Raw genomic sequence first — 16,960 nt, 5'->3', positions numbered from 1 at the left:
TGAGTACCCTCAGCAAAACACACTCAGTGCCATGATGCCAGCAACTCGGGGAACGGGGTTCCGTGAGGAAGCTCGCGCGCGTCGCTCCGTACGCCCGAACGAAGGGCAATACCCCTTTTTATCCGTCTTATGGGGATTCTCTGATCGTCAGCCCGGTAGAGATGCGTCCGACGGCAGTCGTCCGACCTCTTGCAGCCGCACCGGGAGTACCGAGTTCCGATGACACATGCACGCACCCTGACCGTGGCGACCGCGGTGCTGGGGGCCGCGGGGGCCCTCCTCTGTCTGACGGCGGCGACCACCGCCACCGCCACCGTGACCCCGGCCGGCGGACCCGACGGACGGCCCGGCTCCGTCCACTCGGTGCCGGTGCCGGTGCCGCACGGCGCCGACCCCGGCGCCCGGGCCCTCTCGGCACGCACCACCGGACCGTTCAGCATGATCGGCCTGACCTGGGACGACCCGAAGGCCCAGCTGGGCGGCACGGCCCAGATCCGCACCCGGGACGCCCGTACCGGACTCTGGTCCACCTGGCGCACCCTCGACACCGACGCCCGCACCCCGGAGTCCGGCGGCGAGACCGCCGCCGGCGCCGTACGGCCCGGTGCCCAGCCGCTCTGGACCGGGGCCTCCGACGGAGTCCAGTTCCGGGCCACCGGCGACGGGCTGCCGGCCGGCCTGAGGGTGGAGCTCGTCGACCCGGGCGACCCGGTGACCCCGGCCGCGCCCACCGCTCCCGACGCCCCTGCCGAGACCGGCCTGCCGCCGATCACCTGGCGGTCCTGGTGGGGCGCCGACGAGTCGCTGGTCCGGTCCTCGCCGACGTACACCAAGGAGACCAAGGCGATCTTCGTCCACCACACGGCGGGCACCAACGCGTACCAGTGCAGCGAGTCGGCCTCCCTGGTCCGCGGCATCTTCCTCTACCACGTGCAGAGCCAGGGCTGGAACGACATCGGCTACAACTTCCTGGTCGACAAGTGCGGCACCGTCTTCGAGGGCCGGGCCGGCGGCATCGACAAGCCGGTCAAGGGCGCGCACACCTACGGCTTCAACACGGACACCAGCAGCATCTCCGTGATCGGCAACTACAACACCGCGACCGCCGACGCCGTCGTCCGCTCCGCCGTGGCCCGCGTCGCCGCCTGGAAGCTCCGCCTCTACGGCCACGACCCGGCCGGCGCGGTGACCCTCACCTCCGGCGCCGACAACGGCTACTACACGACCGGGCAGAAGGTCCTGCTGGCCCGGATCTCCGGCCACCGCGACGGCTACCCCACGGAATGCCCCGGCTCCGAGCTCTACGCCGCGCTGCCCGAGATCCGGCAGACGGCCGCGGCCGCCGGCTGACGGGAGTCGCCGGTCCGCCCTCGCCGCCCTCGCCGGCCTCGGCCGGCGAGGGCGGAGGCGTGCTCGGTGACCCTGTTCGACTCCGCAACCAGGTCCTCGGCGCGCTGATGGAACTGCCCGAGAGCCGGCGGGACATGCTGCTCACCACCATGTCGAACGTACTTCTCCGTCGACGGCTCGGCCGACAAGGCGGCGAAGCCGCTGTCGACCCCCGCCAATGACCGGTCCGGCCCGGGAACGGCCGGACCCCTAGGCCGGCGCCTTGAGCGCCGGGTCCCAGCCGCGTCGGGGCACGGAGGCCAGGAGCAGCCGGGTGTACGGGTGCTCCGGCGCCTCCAGGACGCGGTCGGTCGGGCCCGTCTCCACGACCTTGCCTGACTTGAGGACCAGCACCTGGTCCGCGATGTGCCTGACCACCGCCAGGTCGTGGGTGACGAACAGGTACCCGATGCCGGCCTCGCGGCGGATCGTCGTGAGCAGGTCGAGGATCTGCGCCTGGATGGACACGTCCAGCGCAGCGACCGCCTCGTCGAGGACGAGGACCCGCGGCTCCACCGCCAGCGCCCGGGCGATGGCCACCCGCTGACGCTGGCCGCCGGAGAGCCGGCGGGGCAGCGCCGTCGCCTCGCGGGCGCCCAGGCCCACCTGGTCGAGGAGTTCGGTGACCCTGGCCCGCCGCCCCGAAGCGTCGAGCGCGGTGTGCAGCCGCAGCACCTCGTCCAGGCAGCCGGACACCGTGATCCGCGGATCCAGCGAGAGGTACGGGTCCTGGAAGACCATCTGGATCTCCCGCGCGCGGGCCAGCCGCTCGGACCGGTTCCGCGGCCGGGCGGAGCGGTCCCGGCCGTCCAGCCGGACCGTGCCCGCGTCGGCCCGCTCCAGGCCGACGAGCATGCGGACCGTGGTGGTCTTGCCGCTGCCGGACTCGCCGACGACCGCCAGCGAGGAGCCCGGCGCGAGCGTGAACGACACGTCGTCGACGGCCGCATGGTCCCCGTACCGCTTGCACAGACCCTCGACCACGAGGCCGTTCGTTCCTGAGGTCGCCGTGGTCACAGCGTGATCCCTTCGTCGGCGCGGTGGCAGGCGGCGAGACCGTCGCCGTGCCGTGCGAGTACGGGCGCCTCGGCGGCGCAGCGCGGCAGCGCGTGGGCGCAGCGCGCGGCGAAGGCGCAGCCGGCCGGCGCCTCGGCCAGGGAGACCGGGCGGCCCGGGATCGGCCGGGGCGCCGGCGCACCCGCCTCGATGCGCGGGGTGCAGGCGAGCAGGCCCGCCGTGTACGGGTGACGCGGACGGTCGAACAGCGCGTCCGTGCCCTGCGTCTCGACGATCCGGCCCGCGTACATCACGTACACGCGGTCGCAGATCGCCGAGGCCAGCTCCAGGTCGTGGGTGACGAAGAGCAGGCCGGTCCCGCGCTCCGCCCGCAGCCGGGTCAGGATCGCGATGATCTCCGCCTGGGTCGTGACGTCGAGCGCCGTGGTCGGCTCGTCGGCGACCAGCAGCGCCGGCTCGGCGGCGAGCGCCGCGGCGATCACGACCCGCTGGAGCATGCCGCCGGAGAACTCGTGCGGATAGCGGCGCAGCGCGCCGCGCGGATCACGGATGCCGACCGAGGCGAGCAGCTCCTCGGCCCGCGCGGTCGCCGCGCCGGCCGGGGTGCCGGCCGCACGCAGCCCCTCGGTGAGGAAGTCGCCGACCCGGCGCAGCGGGTTGACGGAGGCGCGCGGGTCCTGGAAGACCATCGCGACCTGTTCGGCCCGCAGTCGGGCCCGCTCCGCGCGGTTCATCGTCAGCACGTCCCGGCCGGCGACCCGGACCTCGCCGTCGACCCGCGCGCCTTCGGGCAGCAGCCCGAGGACGCTGCGGCAGGCCACCGACTTGCCCGAGCCGGACTCGCCGACCAGGCCGACGGTCTCCCCGGGGCGGACGTGGAGGCTCACGCCGTCCAGGATCGGCCGGGCCGCCCGGTCGTCCGAGAGCCGGACCCCGAGCCCGTCGATCTCCAGGACCGGTGCCGGTCCGGTGCGCTGGTGGTTCATGCCGTTCACTGCTCTCGCCTCGAGATCCGGTCGGCGAGCCCCTCGCCGACGATGCCGAACGCCACCACGGCGAGCACGATGCACGCGGACGGCGCGAGGGCGGGCAGCATCGCCCCCTGCAGGATGGCCGACTGGCCTTCGTTGATCATGGCTCCCCAGTCGGCGGTCGGCGGCTGCACGCCGAAGCCGAGGAAGGAGAGCGCCGCCAGGTCCATCAGCGCGTAGCCGAAGTTCATCGCGGACTGCGCGAAGATCGTCGGAGCGATGTTCGGCAGCAGGTGCCGGACGCAGACCGTCCAACCCGACCAGCCCTGCACCCGGTACGACTCGATGTACGGCCGGGCCTTCTCCTGGCGCGCGAGGCCGCGCACCAGCCGCCCCGCGTACGGGGTGTAGGCCACGGCCATCGCGATCACCGGCGCGGTCATGCCCGAGCCGACGACCGACACGAGCAGGATCGCGAGCAGCAGGCCGGGGATCGCGAAGACCAGGTCCATCGAGCGGGACAGCAGCGCGTCCGCCCAGCCGCCGCGCCAGGCCGCGACCAGGCCGAGCAGCGTGCCGAGCAGCGTGGAGACGGCGACGACCAGCAGCGGCCCGAGCAGCCCGGTGCGGGCGCCGTGGATCAGCCGGGACAGGATGTCCCGCCCGGACTGGTCGGTGCCGAGCAGGTGGTCGCCGCTCGTCCCGGTCAGGCTCGCCGAGAGGTCGATGGCCTCCGGGTCGTACGGGGCGAGGACGGGGGCGAGCAGTGCGACCAGGACGAGCACGGCGAGCACCACGACCGAGGCGGTGAACATCGGGCCCTGGCCGAGCAGACGCAGTCTGCGCAGGCCGGGCCTGCGGTACGGCGCCGGGGTGGCGGTGGTGGTCATGAGGAGCCTTCCCCGTGGAGGGACAGACGGGGGTCGATGAGCGGGGCGAGCAGGTCGACGAGGAAGTTGACCAGGACGAAGGCCGCGACGCTGAGCAGCGTGACCGCCTGCACGACGGCGAAGTCCTTCGCGGTCACCGACTGCACGAGCAGCGAGCCGAGGCCGGGCACGTCGAAGGCGGTCTCGACGATCGAGGTGCTGATGAGCAGCCCCGCGAGCATCGTGCCGCCGACGGTGACGACCGGCCCGAGCGCGTTGCGCAGGACGTGCCGGCGGACCACGGTCCGCTCCGCGACGCCGCGGGCCCGCGCCACCTCGACGTGGTCGCGGCCCATTTCGTCGAGCATCGCCGAGCGGGTCACCCGGGCGAGCAGACCCGCGAAGGTCAGCGCCAGCGCGAAGGCCGGCAGCGTCAGGTGGTGCAGCCGGTCCCCGAGGCCGGTCGGGGTGCCGCCCGGTCCGGGGAACCAGCCGAGCTGGACGGAGAAGAGCGACACGAGCGCGATGGCGGTGACGAACGACGGGGTCGCCGTCGCCACGCCGGTGCCGACGAGCACCGCCCGGTCCAGCGGGCCCGGCCGCAGCGCGGCCAGGATGCCGGCCGCCACGCCGAGCACGGCGACGAGCAGCGCCGCGTACCCGACGAGCAGGGCGGTGCCCGGGAGCCGCGAGCCGATCAGGCTCGCGACGTCCTGGTGGAACTGCGCGGAGCGCCCGAAGTCGCCCTGCAGGACGCCGCCGAGCCACTTGCCGTACTGCACGGGCAGGGGATCGTCCAGGTGGTACTGGGAGCGCAGCGAGGCCACGGCCTCCGGGGTCGCGGGGCGACCGTGCAGCAGGAACGACACCGGGTCGCCGGGGGCCAGGTGGACGCTGCCGAAGACCACGATCGAGGTCACGAACAGCACCGCCACCAGGCCGAGGAAGCGTCCGACGAAGTAGCGGGTCATGGCGTCGCGGCCCCGATCGTCGCGGCCCACGGGTAGTACAGCTGGGCGATGCCGGTGGGCGCGCCGGTGATCCGCTTGCCGAGGAAGACCGAGTAGGGCGCCTCGTACACGGGGATGACCGGCAGCTCGCGCAGCGCGATCTTCTGCAGCTCCGCGGTGAGGTCGGTGCGGGCCGCGGCGTCCGGCTCGGCGTTCGCGCGGTCGAAGGCGGCGTCGTACTCGGGGTTCGACCAGTTGCCGTAGTTACCGAAGTCGCCGGTCCGCAGGTACTGGTAGAACTCCAGCGGGTCAGGGGTGTTGTCGTAGCCGTTGGTGATCACCAGGTCGAGGCCGGTGCGCGCCTTCGGGTCGACGAAGATGCTGCTGTACGCCTCGGGCGCGACGGGCTTCAGCTCGACGTCGAGGCCGATCGAGCGGCCGGCCGCCTGAACGGCGATCGCGACGACGCTGATCTCGGGCGCCAGCGAGCTGGTCACCATGGTGATCTTCTTGCCCTTGGCGCCCGCCTCCTCGACGAGCTTGCGCGCCCCCTTCACGTCGAAGGCGGGCTCGGGCAGCGCGCCGTAGATCTTCGCGGTCTTCTCCGGGGCGAGCGCCCAGGCGCCGCGCGCCGTGGGAGCCTTGGCGGGTTCGCCGACGCCGCCGGCGGCGGCCTTGACGATGTTCTTCCGGTCCAGCGCCATGGACAGCGCCCGGCGGACCCTGACGTCCCCCAGCGTGCCCTTGAGGTTCAGCACGGCGAGGTTCGCGGCGCCGGTGTTCGGGCCGAACAGCACGGTCCCCCGCTTGCTGGAGCGCAGGTCCGCGATCGAGGAGGACGGCACCATGTACCCGCCGTCGGCCGTTCCGGAGAGGAAGGCGTTGCTGCGGGCGGCGGCGTCCTCGACGAAGGTGAACTTCACCTCGGCGGTCTTCGGGGCGAGCTTGGTGTCCCAGTACCCGTCGTGCTTCTTCAGCGTGATGCTGTCGCCCTGCGCCCACTTCTGGACCGCGTACGGGCCGGAGCAGTTGACCTTGCCGTTCGGGGTGCCGTAGTCCTTGCCCTCCTTGCGGAGGGTGGCGGCGCTCTCCACGGTGCCGGGGGAGGCGGCCATCAGCTCGTGCAGCAGCACGTCGGGCTTGGAGAGCTTGATCGTCACCTCCAGCGGGCCGGTCTTCTCGATCGACGCGACGTTCTTGAACGCCGAGCCCCAGGGCGAGCCGGTGGCCGGGTCGGTGTGGCGCTTCAGGGAGGCGACCACGTCCTCCGCCGTCATGACCGTGCCGTCGTGGAACTTCACGCCGGGGCGCAGGGTGTAGACGAGGGTGCGCGGGTCGGGCTGGGTGTACTTCGTCGCGAGCCCCGGCTCGATCTTGAGGTCGGGAGTGACCCGGAACAACTGCTCGCAGACGTTGGCGAGCACGGTGTTCGGCGGGTAGTCGTACGCGAGGGCGTAGTCGAGCGTGTACGGCTCGGCGTACAGGGACCAGGTGAGCGAGGGCAGCGGGCCGCTCGCGGCCGGCGAGGTCGGCTCGACCTTGTAGCCGGTGGTGCCTACGGCGTTCCGCGGTGCGGTGGCGCCGGAGCAGGCGGTGGCGGTGGCCGCGAGTGCGGCGGTACAGGCGACGAACGCGAGGAATCTGGGCGTGCGCATGCAGACCCACCCCTTTACGGGTGTAGTGACGGGCGCTGGGGGATGGAGCGAGTATTGATGCGGGAACGTTCCCGCACAAGACTCTGCGGGAACGGTTTTCCAGAGGTCACGAGGGTGGCAACATCAGCCCCATGACCGATTCACGGCACGGCGGGCAGCCCTCGTCGCCCACCCCGCGCGTGCGGCTCGTCGACGTGGCCCGCGAGGCGGGTCTGTCCAAGACGACCGTGTCGGCGGCGCTCAACGGCACCGGCCGGCTCTCTCCCGAGGTCCGGGAGAAGGCCCGCGAGACCGCGCGCAGAATGGGCTATCGGCCCAATGCCACCGCGCGCCAACTACGTGCGGGACGGGCCAGGTTGATCGGATATGTGGTCGGTGAGCTCGTGGACGCGCCGTGGACGTTCCTGGAGTCCCCGTACTTCGCCCGGCTGACCGGCGCCACCGCTGCGACCGCGCTCGCGCGCGGCTACGCCGTGGTGCTGCTGCCCGCCGGTTCGCTGCAGCGCGAGTGGGCCGAGCTGCCGCTGGACGCCGTGGTCGTCGCCGACCCCGCCGCCGACGACCCGATCGTCGAGGAGCTGCTCGCCGCCCGGATTCCGGTGTTCAGCGACCGCTCCGTGGAGGGGCGGCCGGGGGCGCACTGGGTGGACGTCGACGGTGCCGCGGCTGTTCGCGCGAGCCTGGACCACCTGTGGGAACAGGGCGCCCGGCGGCCCGCGCTCGTGACGCCGGACAGCACCACCCGCTTCCACTCCGGCGTGTTCGCCGCGTACCACGCGTGGTGCGCGGAGCACGGCGTATCGGAGTGGGTGGTGCGCGCCGCGGCGCCCGGCAACGGTCCGGTCGTCCGCGCCGTCGAGACCGCCCTGGTGGGCGGCCCCGAGACCGGCGGCGAACGTCCGGACGCGCTGTTCGTGGTGGCCGAGGCGAGCCCGCCGCTCGTGCTGGAGGCGGCCCGCCGGCACGGCTACGAGGTGCCGCGCGACCTGCTCCTCGTCTGCGTGAGCGAGGACGTGACGGCCCTGCACACCGATCCCGCGGTGACGACGCTGAGCCTGCGGCCCCACGACGTCGCCCAGGCAGGCATCGAACTGCTCGTGGCCGTGCTGGAGCACGGCCACCTGCAGCCGTCCGGCGTGCTCGTGCCCACCGAGCTCGAGGTGCGGGCGTCTTCGGTCCGGCACGGTCAGACCGAGTGGACGAGTCGGCCGCCGACGTAGGTGCGCTCGACCTTCGCCTCCGCGATCTCCTCCGGCGGCGCGGTGAGGATGTCGCGGTCCAGGACGACGAGGTCCGCGAGGTTGCCCCGGACCAGCGTGCCGGTGTCGTCGAGCCCGTTCACGTGGGCGGTGCCGGCGGTGTACGCGGCGATCGCGCCGGGGAGGTCGAGGCGCTGCTCCGGCAGGAAGACCCTGTCGTCCTCCGCCTCCGGGTCCCGGCGGTTGACCGCGACATGGATGCCGGCCAGCGGGTCCGGGCTGCTGACCGGCCAGTCGCTGCCCGCGGCCAGCGTCGCGCCGGACCGCAGCAGGTCCCCGAAGGGGTACTGCCAGGCGGCCCGCTCGGGCCCGAGGAAGGGGATGGTGAGCTCGTCCATCTGCGGCTCGTGGGCGGCCCACAGCGGCTGGATGTTGGCGATCGCGCCCAGCCGCGCGAAGCGGGCGATGTCGTCCGGGTGCACGACCTGGAGGTGCGCCAGGTGGTGCCGGTTGCCGCGCCGGCCGTTGGCGGCCACGGCCGCCTCCACGGCGTCGAGCGCCTCGCGCACGGCCCGGTCGCCGAGCGCGTGGAAGTGCACCTGGAAGTCGAGGGCGTCGAGCTCGGTCACGTACGCGCGCAGGGCCTTCGGGTCCACGAAGCTGATGCCGGTGTTGGCGGTGGCGCAGCCGCAGGCGTCCAGGTACGGGGAGCTGAGCGCGGCGGTGAAGTTCTCCGCGATGCCGTCCTGCATGATCTTCACCGAGCCGGCGCGGAACCGGCCGTGCTTCAACTCCGCGCGCTTCGCGACCAGTTCGTCGATCTGCTCGGCGCCGCGCTCCCGGTCCCACCACATCGCGCCGGTCACCCGGGCGGTGAGCGAGCCGTCGCGGGCGGCGGTCAGGTAGGCGTCCGCGGGGTCGAGCATGCCGCCGAACGAGCCGAGCAGAGCGTCCTGCCAGGCCGTGATGCCGAGCGAGTGCAGCAGCTTCTGGGCCCGCAGCAGACCGGCCAGCCGATCCTCGGCGGTAGCCGCCGGCGCCAGCCGGGCGACCAGCCCGATCGCGCCCTCCTGGAGCACGCCGCTGGGGGTGCCGTCCGCCTCGCGCTCGATCCGGCCGTCGGCCGGGTCGGGGGTGTCGGCGGTGAGCCCGGCCAGTTCGAGCGCCCGGGTGTTGGCCCACGCGCCGTGGTGGTCGCGGTTCGAGAGCAGCACCGGACGATCGGGGACGACGGAGTCCAGCAGCTGCCGGGTGGGCAGGCCGCCGTCGAAGCTCTCCATCGACCAGCCGCCGCCGGTGATCCAGGTGTGGTCCGGGTGCGCGTCCGCGTACGCCCGGATCCGCTCCAGGTACTCCGGGACGCCGACCGTTCCGGTCAGATCGCACTCGGCCAGCTCCATGCCGCCGGAGACGGCGTGGATGTGAGCGTCCTGGAAACCCGGGACCAGCAGCTTCCCGGTCAGGTCGACGACCTCGGTGTCCGGGCCGACGAGCTCCAGCACCTCGTCATGGCCGACGGCCGCGATCCGGTCCCCGACGACGGCGAGCGACGTGGCCCGGGTGCGGGCCGGGTCGACCGTGAGGACGGGACCGCGGGTGAAGACCAGATCGGCCTTGGCCATGCGAAGCTCCAGTGCGAGAGGCGGCGGTGTGGTGGGCGCCATGGAAGCGGGACGCCCGTTTACACGTCAATGGTGTTGACATAAAATCGGGGCATGGTCGAACGCGTGGTTCCCGAAGGCAGGCGGCAGCGCCGCCGCCCCACCAAGCAGGGCGCGGTGCTCTCCGAGGCGCTGATCGTCGAGACCGCGCTGCGTCTGGTCGCGCAGCACGGCGCCGAGGCGCTGTCGGTACGCCGGCTGGGCGCGGCGCTGGGCGCCGACCCCACCGCCCTCTACCGCTACTTCCGCAACACCGACGACCTGTTGCTCGCCGTGGCGGACGAGCTGATCGGCCGGGCGCAGGACGGCTGGACCGCCACCGGCGACTGGCGTGCGGACCTGCGCTCCATCGGGCTGCGCATCCACGCCCAGTACCAGCTGAACCCGCAGGCCGCGATGCTCGCGGCGCACCGCACGACCGGGCGTCCGAACGAGACCCGGGCGGTCGAGGTGATCCTCGGCGTGCTGCGCACCGGAGGCTTCCCGGACCCGCTCGCGGTGCGGATCTATCACGCCTTCGTCGACCAGGCCCTCGCCTTCGCCGCCCAGGACGCCGCCGCCCTCGCGCTGCCGAAGGCGGCGCGGGACGGCGACGAGGAGGTCTGGCAGGCGGTGTACGGCCGGCTGCCGGCGGACACCCACCCGAACATCGCGGCGACCTATCCACTGCTGGCCGCCGACATGCGCGACAGCGGGTACCCGTTCGCCCTGGAGCTGATGCTCGACGCGGTGGCGGCGCTGCGGCCGAAGTCGCAGGAGGGCGACTGAACGACGATGTCTCGGGCGGCGTCGCGTCAGGCCAGGAAGCGGTAGACCGCCTGGGCGACGCAGGCCGGCTTGTCGGCGCCGTCGATCTCCACGGTCAGGTCGACGACGACCTCGACACCGCCCCTGACGTCCACGACGGACACCACACGGCCGTGCGTGCGGATCTTCGAGCCGACCTTCACGGGGGAGGGGAAACGCACCTTGTTCAGGCCGTAGTTGACGGCCATCGACACGCCTTCGACCTGAAGCAGCTCGCTCCACATGGGGATGAGGAGGGAGAGAGTCAGGTAGCCGTGGGCGATGGTGCCGCCGAACGGGCCGGTGGCGGCGCGCTCCTCGTCGACGTGGATCCACTGGTGGTCGCCGGTGGCGTCGGCGAAGGTGTTGACGCGCGGCTGGGCGATCTCGACCCAGGAGCTGTGGCCGAGGTCGGCGCCGGCCTGCGCGCGGATCTCGTCGATGCCGTTGACGGTGAGGGACATGAGGGTTTCTCCAGAAGGTCAGTCGGTGGGGTTGCTGCCGTAGCGGGCCCGGAGGGGGGCCTTCAGCAGCTTTCCGGCGGCGTTGCGGGGCAGTTCGGGCACGAGGACGAAGCTCCGCGGGAGCTTGTAGCGGGCCAGCAGGCCCTCGAGATGGGTGAGGAGTTGCTCGGCGGTCGGTGAGGTCCCCGAGCGCAGGACGACGACCGCCCGCCCCACCTCGCCCCACGTGGGGTCGGGCACGCCGATGACGGCCGCCTCGGCGACGTCCGGGTGCGCGAGCAGCGCGTCCTCCACCTCGGCCGGGTAGATGTTCTCCCCGCCCGAGATGATCATGTCCTTGAGCCGGTCGACGAGCGTCACGTAGCCGTCGGCGTCGACCGTGGCCACGTCGCCCGACCGGAAACGCCCCCCGTCGCGGAAGGCCGCGGCGGTCGCTTCCGGCAGGTTCCAGTAGCCCGGGGTGACGTTCGGCCCCGAGACCACGATCTCGCCCTTCTCGCCGGGCGCGGCCTCCTCGCCCGAGGGCAGCAGCACCCGTACGTCGGTGAAGAAGTGCGGTACGCCCGCCGAACCGGCACGGCTCAGCGAGTCGCCCCGGTCCAGGACCAGCGCACCGGGCGCCGTCTCCGTCATCCCGTACCCCTGGACGAAGGCCAGGCCCCGGTCCAGATAGGCGCGGGCGGTACGGCTCGGCACCGGCGCCCCGCCGCACAGCAGGGTGCGCAGACTGGTCAGGTCGGCGCTCGCCCAGCCGGGGGCGGCGGCGATCGCGTCGTACATGGTCGGCACCCCGAACATGCCGGTGACGCGGTGTCGTTCGACCAGCTCCAGGGTGCGGGACGGATCGAAGGAGGACTCGAGGAGGACCGTGCCGCCCTTGAGCAGGGTGGGCAGGCAGCTCATGTTGAGCGCGGCGGTGTGGAACAGCGGCGCGGAGACCAGGGCCACCTCGTCGCCGGCGACATCGGTGTCCACGACGACGTTGAGGCTGTTCCAGAGGACGTTGCCGTGGGTCAGCACGGCGCCCTTGGCACGGCCGGTGGTGCCGGAGGTGTACATGATGATGCAGACGTCGTCGTGCCCCACCTCCTCGTCGAGCGGCTCCGCCGACGCTGCCGCGAGCGACTCCTCGTACACCCGGCCCGGCCCCTCGCCCTCGACGGAGAGCAGGGTGGCGGTCCCGGTGGCCGAGACCAGTTCGGCGATCTTGCCGTCCGGCTGCCGGGCGTGCACCAGCACCCGGCTGCCGGAGTCGGTGAGCTGGTACGCCAACTCCGTCACGGCGAGACGGGTGTTGAGCGGCACGAAGACCGCCCCGAGGTTCCCGGCGGCGAACAGCGTCTCCAGGTACGACGGATGGTTCGGGCCCAGGAAGGCGACCCGGTCCCCGCGCTCCACGCCCGCGCCGCGCAGGGCGTGGGCGAGCCGGGTGGAGCGGTCGTGGAGGGTCGCGTAGTCGAACGAGCGCCCCTCGTGGAGGAGGGCGGTGCGGCGGGGAGTCCTCCGGTTCCGGCGGGCCGGCCAGGACCCGATGCCCTGATTGCGCATGGGGTCTCCCTCAGGTGGTGGTGAGGCCGAGCAGGCGGGCCGCGTTCTCCTTGAGGATCTTCGGACGGACCTCGTCCTTGATCGGGAGCCCGGCGAAGTCGGCCAGCCAGCGGTCCGGGGTCAGCAGCGGGTAGTCCGAGCCGAAGAGGACCTTGTCCTGGAGCAGGCTGTCGGCGTACCGGACCAGCTGCGGCGGGAAGTACTTCGGGGACCAGCCGGACAGGTCGATGTACACGTTCGGCTTGTGGGTGGCGACCGCGAGCGCCTCGTCCTGCCACGGGAAGGACGGATGGGCGAGGATGATCCGCATGCCGGGGAAGTCCGCTGCGACGTCGTCCACGTGCATCGGGTTCGAGTACTTCAGCCGGATGCCGCCGCCGCCCGGCGCGCCCGCGCCGATGCCGGTCTGCCCGGTGTGGAAGACCGCGATCGCCCCCGCGTCCTCGATCGCCTCGTACAGCGGGTACGCCATCCGGTCGTCGGGGCGGAAGGCCTGGATGTTCGGGTGGAACTTGAAGCCCCTGACTCCGAATTCCTCGACGAGCCGCCGGATCTGACGGACCGCCGCCTTCCCCTTGTACGGGTCGACGCCGGCGAACGGGATGATGACGTCGGGGTTCTCGGCCGCGGCCTCGGCGATCTCCTCGTTCGGCACCGGCGGGGTGCCGGTGGCCGACTCCGCGTCCACCGTGAACACCACGCACGCCATCCGGCGCTCGCGGTAGTACGTGGCGATCTCCGGCAGCGTCGGGTGACGGTGCTCCGCCTTGAAGTACGCGCCGGCCGCCCGGTCCAACTCGGCCGAGAGAGAGGCGCCGCCCTTCGCGGAGACCTCCGCGTGGGTGTGCACGTCGATGGCGACGAGCTCGTCCGGGTTCAGCGGGGTACGGGCGCTCACAGCTGCGGCGCCGGGATGCCGAAGGTCTCCGGGGTGCGGCCGACGGACACCGGCCAGGCGGCGGCGATCGCCTCGGGGCTCCAGCCGCCGTCCGCGTACGCCACCGACACCTCCTGCGGGTGCGACCACAGCGCCAGCTTGTCGCCGCCGATGCCGATGCACTGGCCGGTGACACCGGCGGCGGCGTCCGAGGCGAGGTAGGTCACAAGGCCCGCGACGTCCTCGGGCGTGCCGAAGCCCTCGCCCTTGCGCAGGCTGTCGGGGAGGGCGGTGCCGTGCTGCTCCAGCGCCTCGACGTGCGGGGCGAAGACGGGGATCGTCCTGGTCATCGCGGTCGCGGCGACCGGGATGACGGCGTTCGCGGTGATGCCGGCCTTCGCCAGCTCCATCGCCCAGGTACGCACCATGGCGGCGATGCCGGCCTTGGCGGCGGCGTAGTTGGTCTGGCCGAAGTTGCCGCGCTGTCCGGCGGGGGAGCCGGCCACCACGATCCGGCCGCCCTCGCCCTGCGCGCGCATCCGCTCGACGGCGGCGCGGACGCAGGTGAACGTGCCCCGAAGGTGCACCTCGACGACGGTGTCGAAGTCGTCGTCGGTCATCTTCCAGAGCACCCGGTCGCGCAGCACGCCGGCGTTGGTGACCATCGCGTCGATCCGGCCGAAGCTGTCGACGGCCCGGGCGACGAGCGCCTCGGCGGCCTCGGTGGAGCCCACCGGCACCACCTCTGCGACGGCCCGGCCGCCGTCCGCGGTGAGCTGCTCCACCGCGGCGCCGGCCGCCTCGGCGTCCACGTCGTTGATCACCACGGCCGCGCCGGCGGCGGCGAGGGAACGGGCGTAGGCGAGGCCGAGGCCGCGGCCGCTGCCGGTGACGACGGCGACCTTTCCGGAGAGATTCAAGGAGGTCATGAACGGGGTCCTTTCCCGTGGGCGTTCCCGTGAGCACGGCGCGGGGCGCGGGGGATCGCGACCGGACGCGCACCGTCGAGCGAACAAGTTAGGCACTTCTGTGTCGGGCGTCAATGAACTGCCGAATATTGAGGTCCTCGTCGGAAGTCCGCCCTACGCTGTCCCCGTGACGCACCCCGCCCCGCCCGCCCGGACCGCCTCCGCCGCCGAGCCCGGCTCCCCGCCCCGCCCGCAGTCGCTGATGCTGAGCTTCTTCGGCATCCACGTGCTCGGCACCGGGACCGCACTGTCCTCGGCGAGCGTGATCGACGCCTTCGCCCGGGTCGACGTCGGCGAGGACGCCGTCCGCTCGACCCTGACCCGCATGGTGAGCCGCGGACTGCTGGAACGGCACCGGCGCGGCCGCCGGATGTACTTCTCGCTGACGCCCCGCGCGGCCGAGGTCCTCGCCGACGGCGAGGAGCGGATCCACCGGAGGGGCGCGGTCAACCGCGGCTGGGACGGCACCTGGACGCTGGTCGGCTTCTCGCTCCCGGAGTCCTGGCGCAGCGAACGCCACGACCTGCGCTCACGGTTGGTCTGGGCGGGCTTCGGGCCGCTGCAGAGCGGGCTCTGGGTCGCCCCGGGGTGCGTGGACGTCGCGCCCATCGCCGCCGAACTCGGGTTGGGGGACCGTATCAGGGCCTTCCACGGGGAGGCCGCCGCGCCCACCGAGGCCGGCCCCCTGCTGCGTACCGCCTTCGACGTCGACGCGATCGCCGGGGGCTACCGGTCCTTCCTGGCGCGCTGGGGTGACGGCCCCGGCCCCGCCGAGGTGCGCGACGACCTCGGCCGCCAGCTCGTGCTGCACACCGACTGGCTCGACCTGGTGCGTCGCGATCCCCACCTGCCGGCCGAGCACCTGCCGGAGGACTGGCCGGCCGTGCGTGCCGAGGCGCTGTTCCGCGACCTGGCGGCGCGGTACGCGCCCGGGGCGCGCGCGATCGCCGAGGAGATCCTCGACCGCTGGGAGCCGGAGCCGCCACCGGCGCCGGGGGCGTAGGGCCCGCGGGGGCGGTCCGGCTTCGGGCCGGGGGCGTAGGTCTTGCCGGGTGGTCCGGTGTCGCGCCGGGCCGCGGGGCCGTCACCGCGACACTTATGTCAACACCATTGACCTTGCCGGGTGCGGCGTCGTCTCATGGGCGGCACCTCGGTGGGGCCCGCGCACTCGGGCCCCACCGCGACCCGAAGGAACACCCATGGATCCCCTCTCCTCGCTCCGGGACGCCGCGCCCACCCCCTTCTGGCTCGACGACCCGCGCCGGCCGCGGCCGGCCCCCGCCCTCGTCGGCGGCACCACCTGCGACCTGCTCGTGGTCGGCGGCGGCTACACAGGCCTGTGGACTGCCCTCGTCGCCAAGGAGCGCGATCCCTCGGTCGACGTGGTGCTCATCGAGGCCGACGAGGTCGGCGGCGCCGCCTCCGGCCGCAACGGCGGATTCTGCGAGTCCAGCCTCACCCACGGCCTGCACAACGGCCTCACGCGCTGGCCCGACGAGATCGGGACCCTGGAACGCCTCGGCCGGGAGAACCTCCAGGCCATCGAGGACACCCTCATCCGCTACGGCATCGACTGCGACTGGGAGCGCACCGGCTCCATCGCCGTCGCCACCGAGCCCTACCAGCTCGAAGGCCTCGCCGAGGAGGCCGAGGCCGCCGCCCGGTTCGGCGGCAGGCCCGTCCTCCTCGACGCCGAACAGGTTCGCGCCGAGATCGACTCGCCGACCTTCCTCGGCGGCCTGTGGAACAAGGACGACGTCGCGATGGTCAACCCGGCGCGGCTGGCCTGGGGCCTCAAGCAGGCCTGTCTCGGCCTCGGCGTCCGGATCCACGAGCACACCCCCGCAACCTCGCTCGACGAGCACGGCGCCCTGATCTCGGTGGGCACCCCGTACGGCCGGATCAGCGCCGGACGGGTCGCGCTCGCCACGAACGCCTTCCCGTCCCTCGTCCGGCGCCACCGCCCGTACACCATCCCCGTGTACGACTACGCGCTGATGACCGAGCCACTGACCGAGGCGCAGCTCGCCTCCGTCGGCTGGGAGCGCCGCCAGGGCTTCGCCGACTGCGCCAACCAGTTCCACTACGTCCGGCTCTCCGCCGACAACCGGATCCTGTGGGGCGGCTACGACGCGATCTACCACTACCGAGGCCGGGTCCGTGCCGAGCACGACCGGCGCCCGGAGACGTACGCGACCCTCGCCGGGCACTTCTTCGACACCTTCCCGCAGCTGGAGGGTCTCCGTTTCACACATTCCTGGGGCGGAGCCATCGACACGAGCACCCGCTTCTGCGTATTTTTTGACACGTGTCACCAAGGCAAGGTCGCCTACGCCGCCGGATTCACGGGACTCGGCGTCGGCGCCACCCGCTTCGGTGCCGAGGTGATGCTCGACCTGCTCGCGGGCGAGTACACCGAGCGCACCGCCCTCGAACTGGTCCGCCGCAAGCCGCTGCCCTTCCCGCCCGAGCCGGTCCGCTCGGTCGGCATCGGCATCACCAAGTGGTCCATGGCCCGTGCCGACCGGAACGAGGGGCGGCGCAACCTCTGGCTGCGCACGCTCGACCGCCTCGGCCTCGGCTTCGACAGCTGACCGCCCCACGAG

Annotated in this window: 15 protein-coding genes; 5 read left to right on the top strand and 10 right to left on the bottom strand. The window is 72.9% G+C overall.

The annotated features are described in order from the left end of the window. Window positions 1-219: 219 nt before the first annotated feature. Window positions 220-1,350 (top strand): N-acetylmuramoyl-L-alanine amidase, encoded by a 1,131-nt coding sequence (locus R2D22_RS07980; protein WP_318102206.1) that lies wholly within the window; start codon window positions 220-222, stop codon window positions 1,348-1,350. 249 nt (window positions 1,351-1,599) lie between these two features. Here the strand turns inward: R2D22_RS07980 and R2D22_RS07975 are convergent, their stop codons facing one another. The 5 genes from R2D22_RS07975 to R2D22_RS07955 are packed head-to-tail and all read right to left on the bottom strand — an operon-like array spanning window position 1,600 to window position 6,851. Continuing rightward, window positions 1,600-2,406, bottom strand: coding sequence for an ABC transporter ATP-binding protein (locus R2D22_RS07975; RefSeq protein WP_318102205.1), 807 nt, complete (start codon window positions 2,404-2,406; stop codon window positions 1,600-1,602). Beyond that, entirely contained in the window at window positions 2,403-3,392 is a 990-nt protein-coding gene (locus R2D22_RS07970; protein ID WP_318102204.1) for an ABC transporter ATP-binding protein, read from the bottom strand. The genes R2D22_RS07975 and R2D22_RS07970 overlap by 4 nt, the downstream gene beginning before the upstream one ends. Before the next feature lie 5 nt (window positions 3,393-3,397). Then, a complete protein-coding gene (locus tag R2D22_RS07965; protein WP_318102203.1) occupies window positions 3,398-4,267 on the bottom strand; it encodes an ABC transporter permease in 870 nt (289 codons plus the stop codon). Further along, on the bottom strand, window positions 4,264-5,217 hold the full coding sequence (locus R2D22_RS07960) for an ABC transporter permease (protein ID WP_318102202.1): 954 nt from the start codon (window positions 5,215-5,217) through the stop codon (window positions 4,264-4,266). Before R2D22_RS07960 ends, R2D22_RS07965 begins: the two co-directional genes overlap by 4 nt. Continuing rightward, the gene (locus tag R2D22_RS07955; protein WP_318102201.1) at window positions 5,214-6,851 is read right to left on the bottom strand and encodes an ABC transporter substrate-binding protein; all 1,638 of its coding nucleotides are present in this window, start codon (window positions 6,849-6,851) and stop codon (window positions 5,214-5,216) included. Before R2D22_RS07955 ends, R2D22_RS07960 begins: the two co-directional genes overlap by 4 nt. A 131-nt stretch (window positions 6,852-6,982) precedes the next feature. Between R2D22_RS07955 and R2D22_RS07950 the strand changes: the two genes are divergently transcribed. Then, complete coding sequence (locus R2D22_RS07950) at window positions 6,983-8,071, top strand: LacI family DNA-binding transcriptional regulator (protein ID WP_318102199.1); 1,089 nt, start codon at window positions 6,983-6,985, stop codon at window positions 8,069-8,071. Here the strand turns inward: R2D22_RS07950 and R2D22_RS07945 are convergent. Beyond that, complete coding sequence (locus tag R2D22_RS07945) at window positions 8,038-9,672, bottom strand: amidohydrolase (RefSeq protein WP_318102198.1); 1,635 nt, start codon at window positions 9,670-9,672, stop codon at window positions 8,038-8,040. The genes R2D22_RS07950 and R2D22_RS07945 overlap by 34 nt on opposite strands. Window positions 9,673-9,765: 93 nt before the next feature. On the opposite strand from R2D22_RS07945, the gene R2D22_RS07940 reads away from it, so the two are divergent. Beyond that, window positions 9,766-10,479 carry a TetR/AcrR family transcriptional regulator gene (locus tag R2D22_RS07940; RefSeq protein WP_318102197.1) on the top strand — a complete coding sequence of 238 codons (714 nt, stop codon included), beginning with the start codon at window positions 9,766-9,768 and terminating at the stop codon, window positions 10,477-10,479. 26 nt (window positions 10,480-10,505) lie between these two features. On the opposite strand, the gene R2D22_RS07935 is transcribed toward R2D22_RS07940, so the two are convergent. The 4 genes from R2D22_RS07935 to R2D22_RS07920 are packed head-to-tail and all read right to left on the bottom strand — an operon-like array spanning window position 10,506 to window position 14,315. Further along, a complete protein-coding gene (locus R2D22_RS07935) occupies window positions 10,506-10,961 on the bottom strand; it encodes a MaoC family dehydratase (RefSeq protein ID WP_318102196.1) in 456 nt (151 codons plus the stop codon). Between the two features lie 18 nt (window positions 10,962-10,979). After that, on the bottom strand, window positions 10,980-12,509 hold the full coding sequence (locus tag R2D22_RS07930; RefSeq protein WP_318102195.1) for an acyl-CoA synthetase: 1,530 nt from the start codon (window positions 12,507-12,509) through the stop codon (window positions 10,980-10,982). A gap of 10 nt (window positions 12,510-12,519) precedes the next feature. Further along, window positions 12,520-13,389, bottom strand: a complete 870-nt coding sequence (locus R2D22_RS07925) for an amidohydrolase family protein (RefSeq protein ID WP_318109649.1) — start codon at window positions 13,387-13,389, stop codon at window positions 12,520-12,522. A gap of 14 nt (window positions 13,390-13,403) precedes the next feature. Then, window positions 13,404-14,315, bottom strand: a complete 912-nt coding sequence (locus tag R2D22_RS07920) for an SDR family NAD(P)-dependent oxidoreductase (protein ID WP_318102194.1) — start codon at window positions 14,313-14,315, stop codon at window positions 13,404-13,406. A gap of 166 nt (window positions 14,316-14,481) precedes the next feature. Between R2D22_RS07920 and R2D22_RS07915 the strand changes: the two genes are divergently transcribed. After that, the gene (locus R2D22_RS07915; RefSeq protein WP_318102193.1) at window positions 14,482-15,357 is read left to right on the top strand and encodes a PaaX family transcriptional regulator; all 876 of its coding nucleotides are present in this window, start codon (window positions 14,482-14,484) and stop codon (window positions 15,355-15,357) included. Between the two features lie 196 nt (window positions 15,358-15,553). Continuing rightward, on the top strand, window positions 15,554-16,948 hold the full coding sequence (locus R2D22_RS07910; protein WP_318102191.1) for an NAD(P)/FAD-dependent oxidoreductase: 1,395 nt from the start codon (window positions 15,554-15,556) through the stop codon (window positions 16,946-16,948). Window positions 16,949-16,960 lie beyond the last annotated feature (12 nt).

Origin of the sequence: Streptomyces sp. HUAS YS2, from assembly GCF_033343995.1 — a bacterium.
Taxonomy (GTDB): Bacteria; Actinomycetota; Actinomycetes; order Streptomycetales; family Streptomycetaceae; genus Streptomyces; species Streptomyces solicathayae.
The sequence above is the reverse complement of the archived record's forward strand: the minus strand, read 5'-3'. Positions and strand labels throughout refer to the sequence as shown.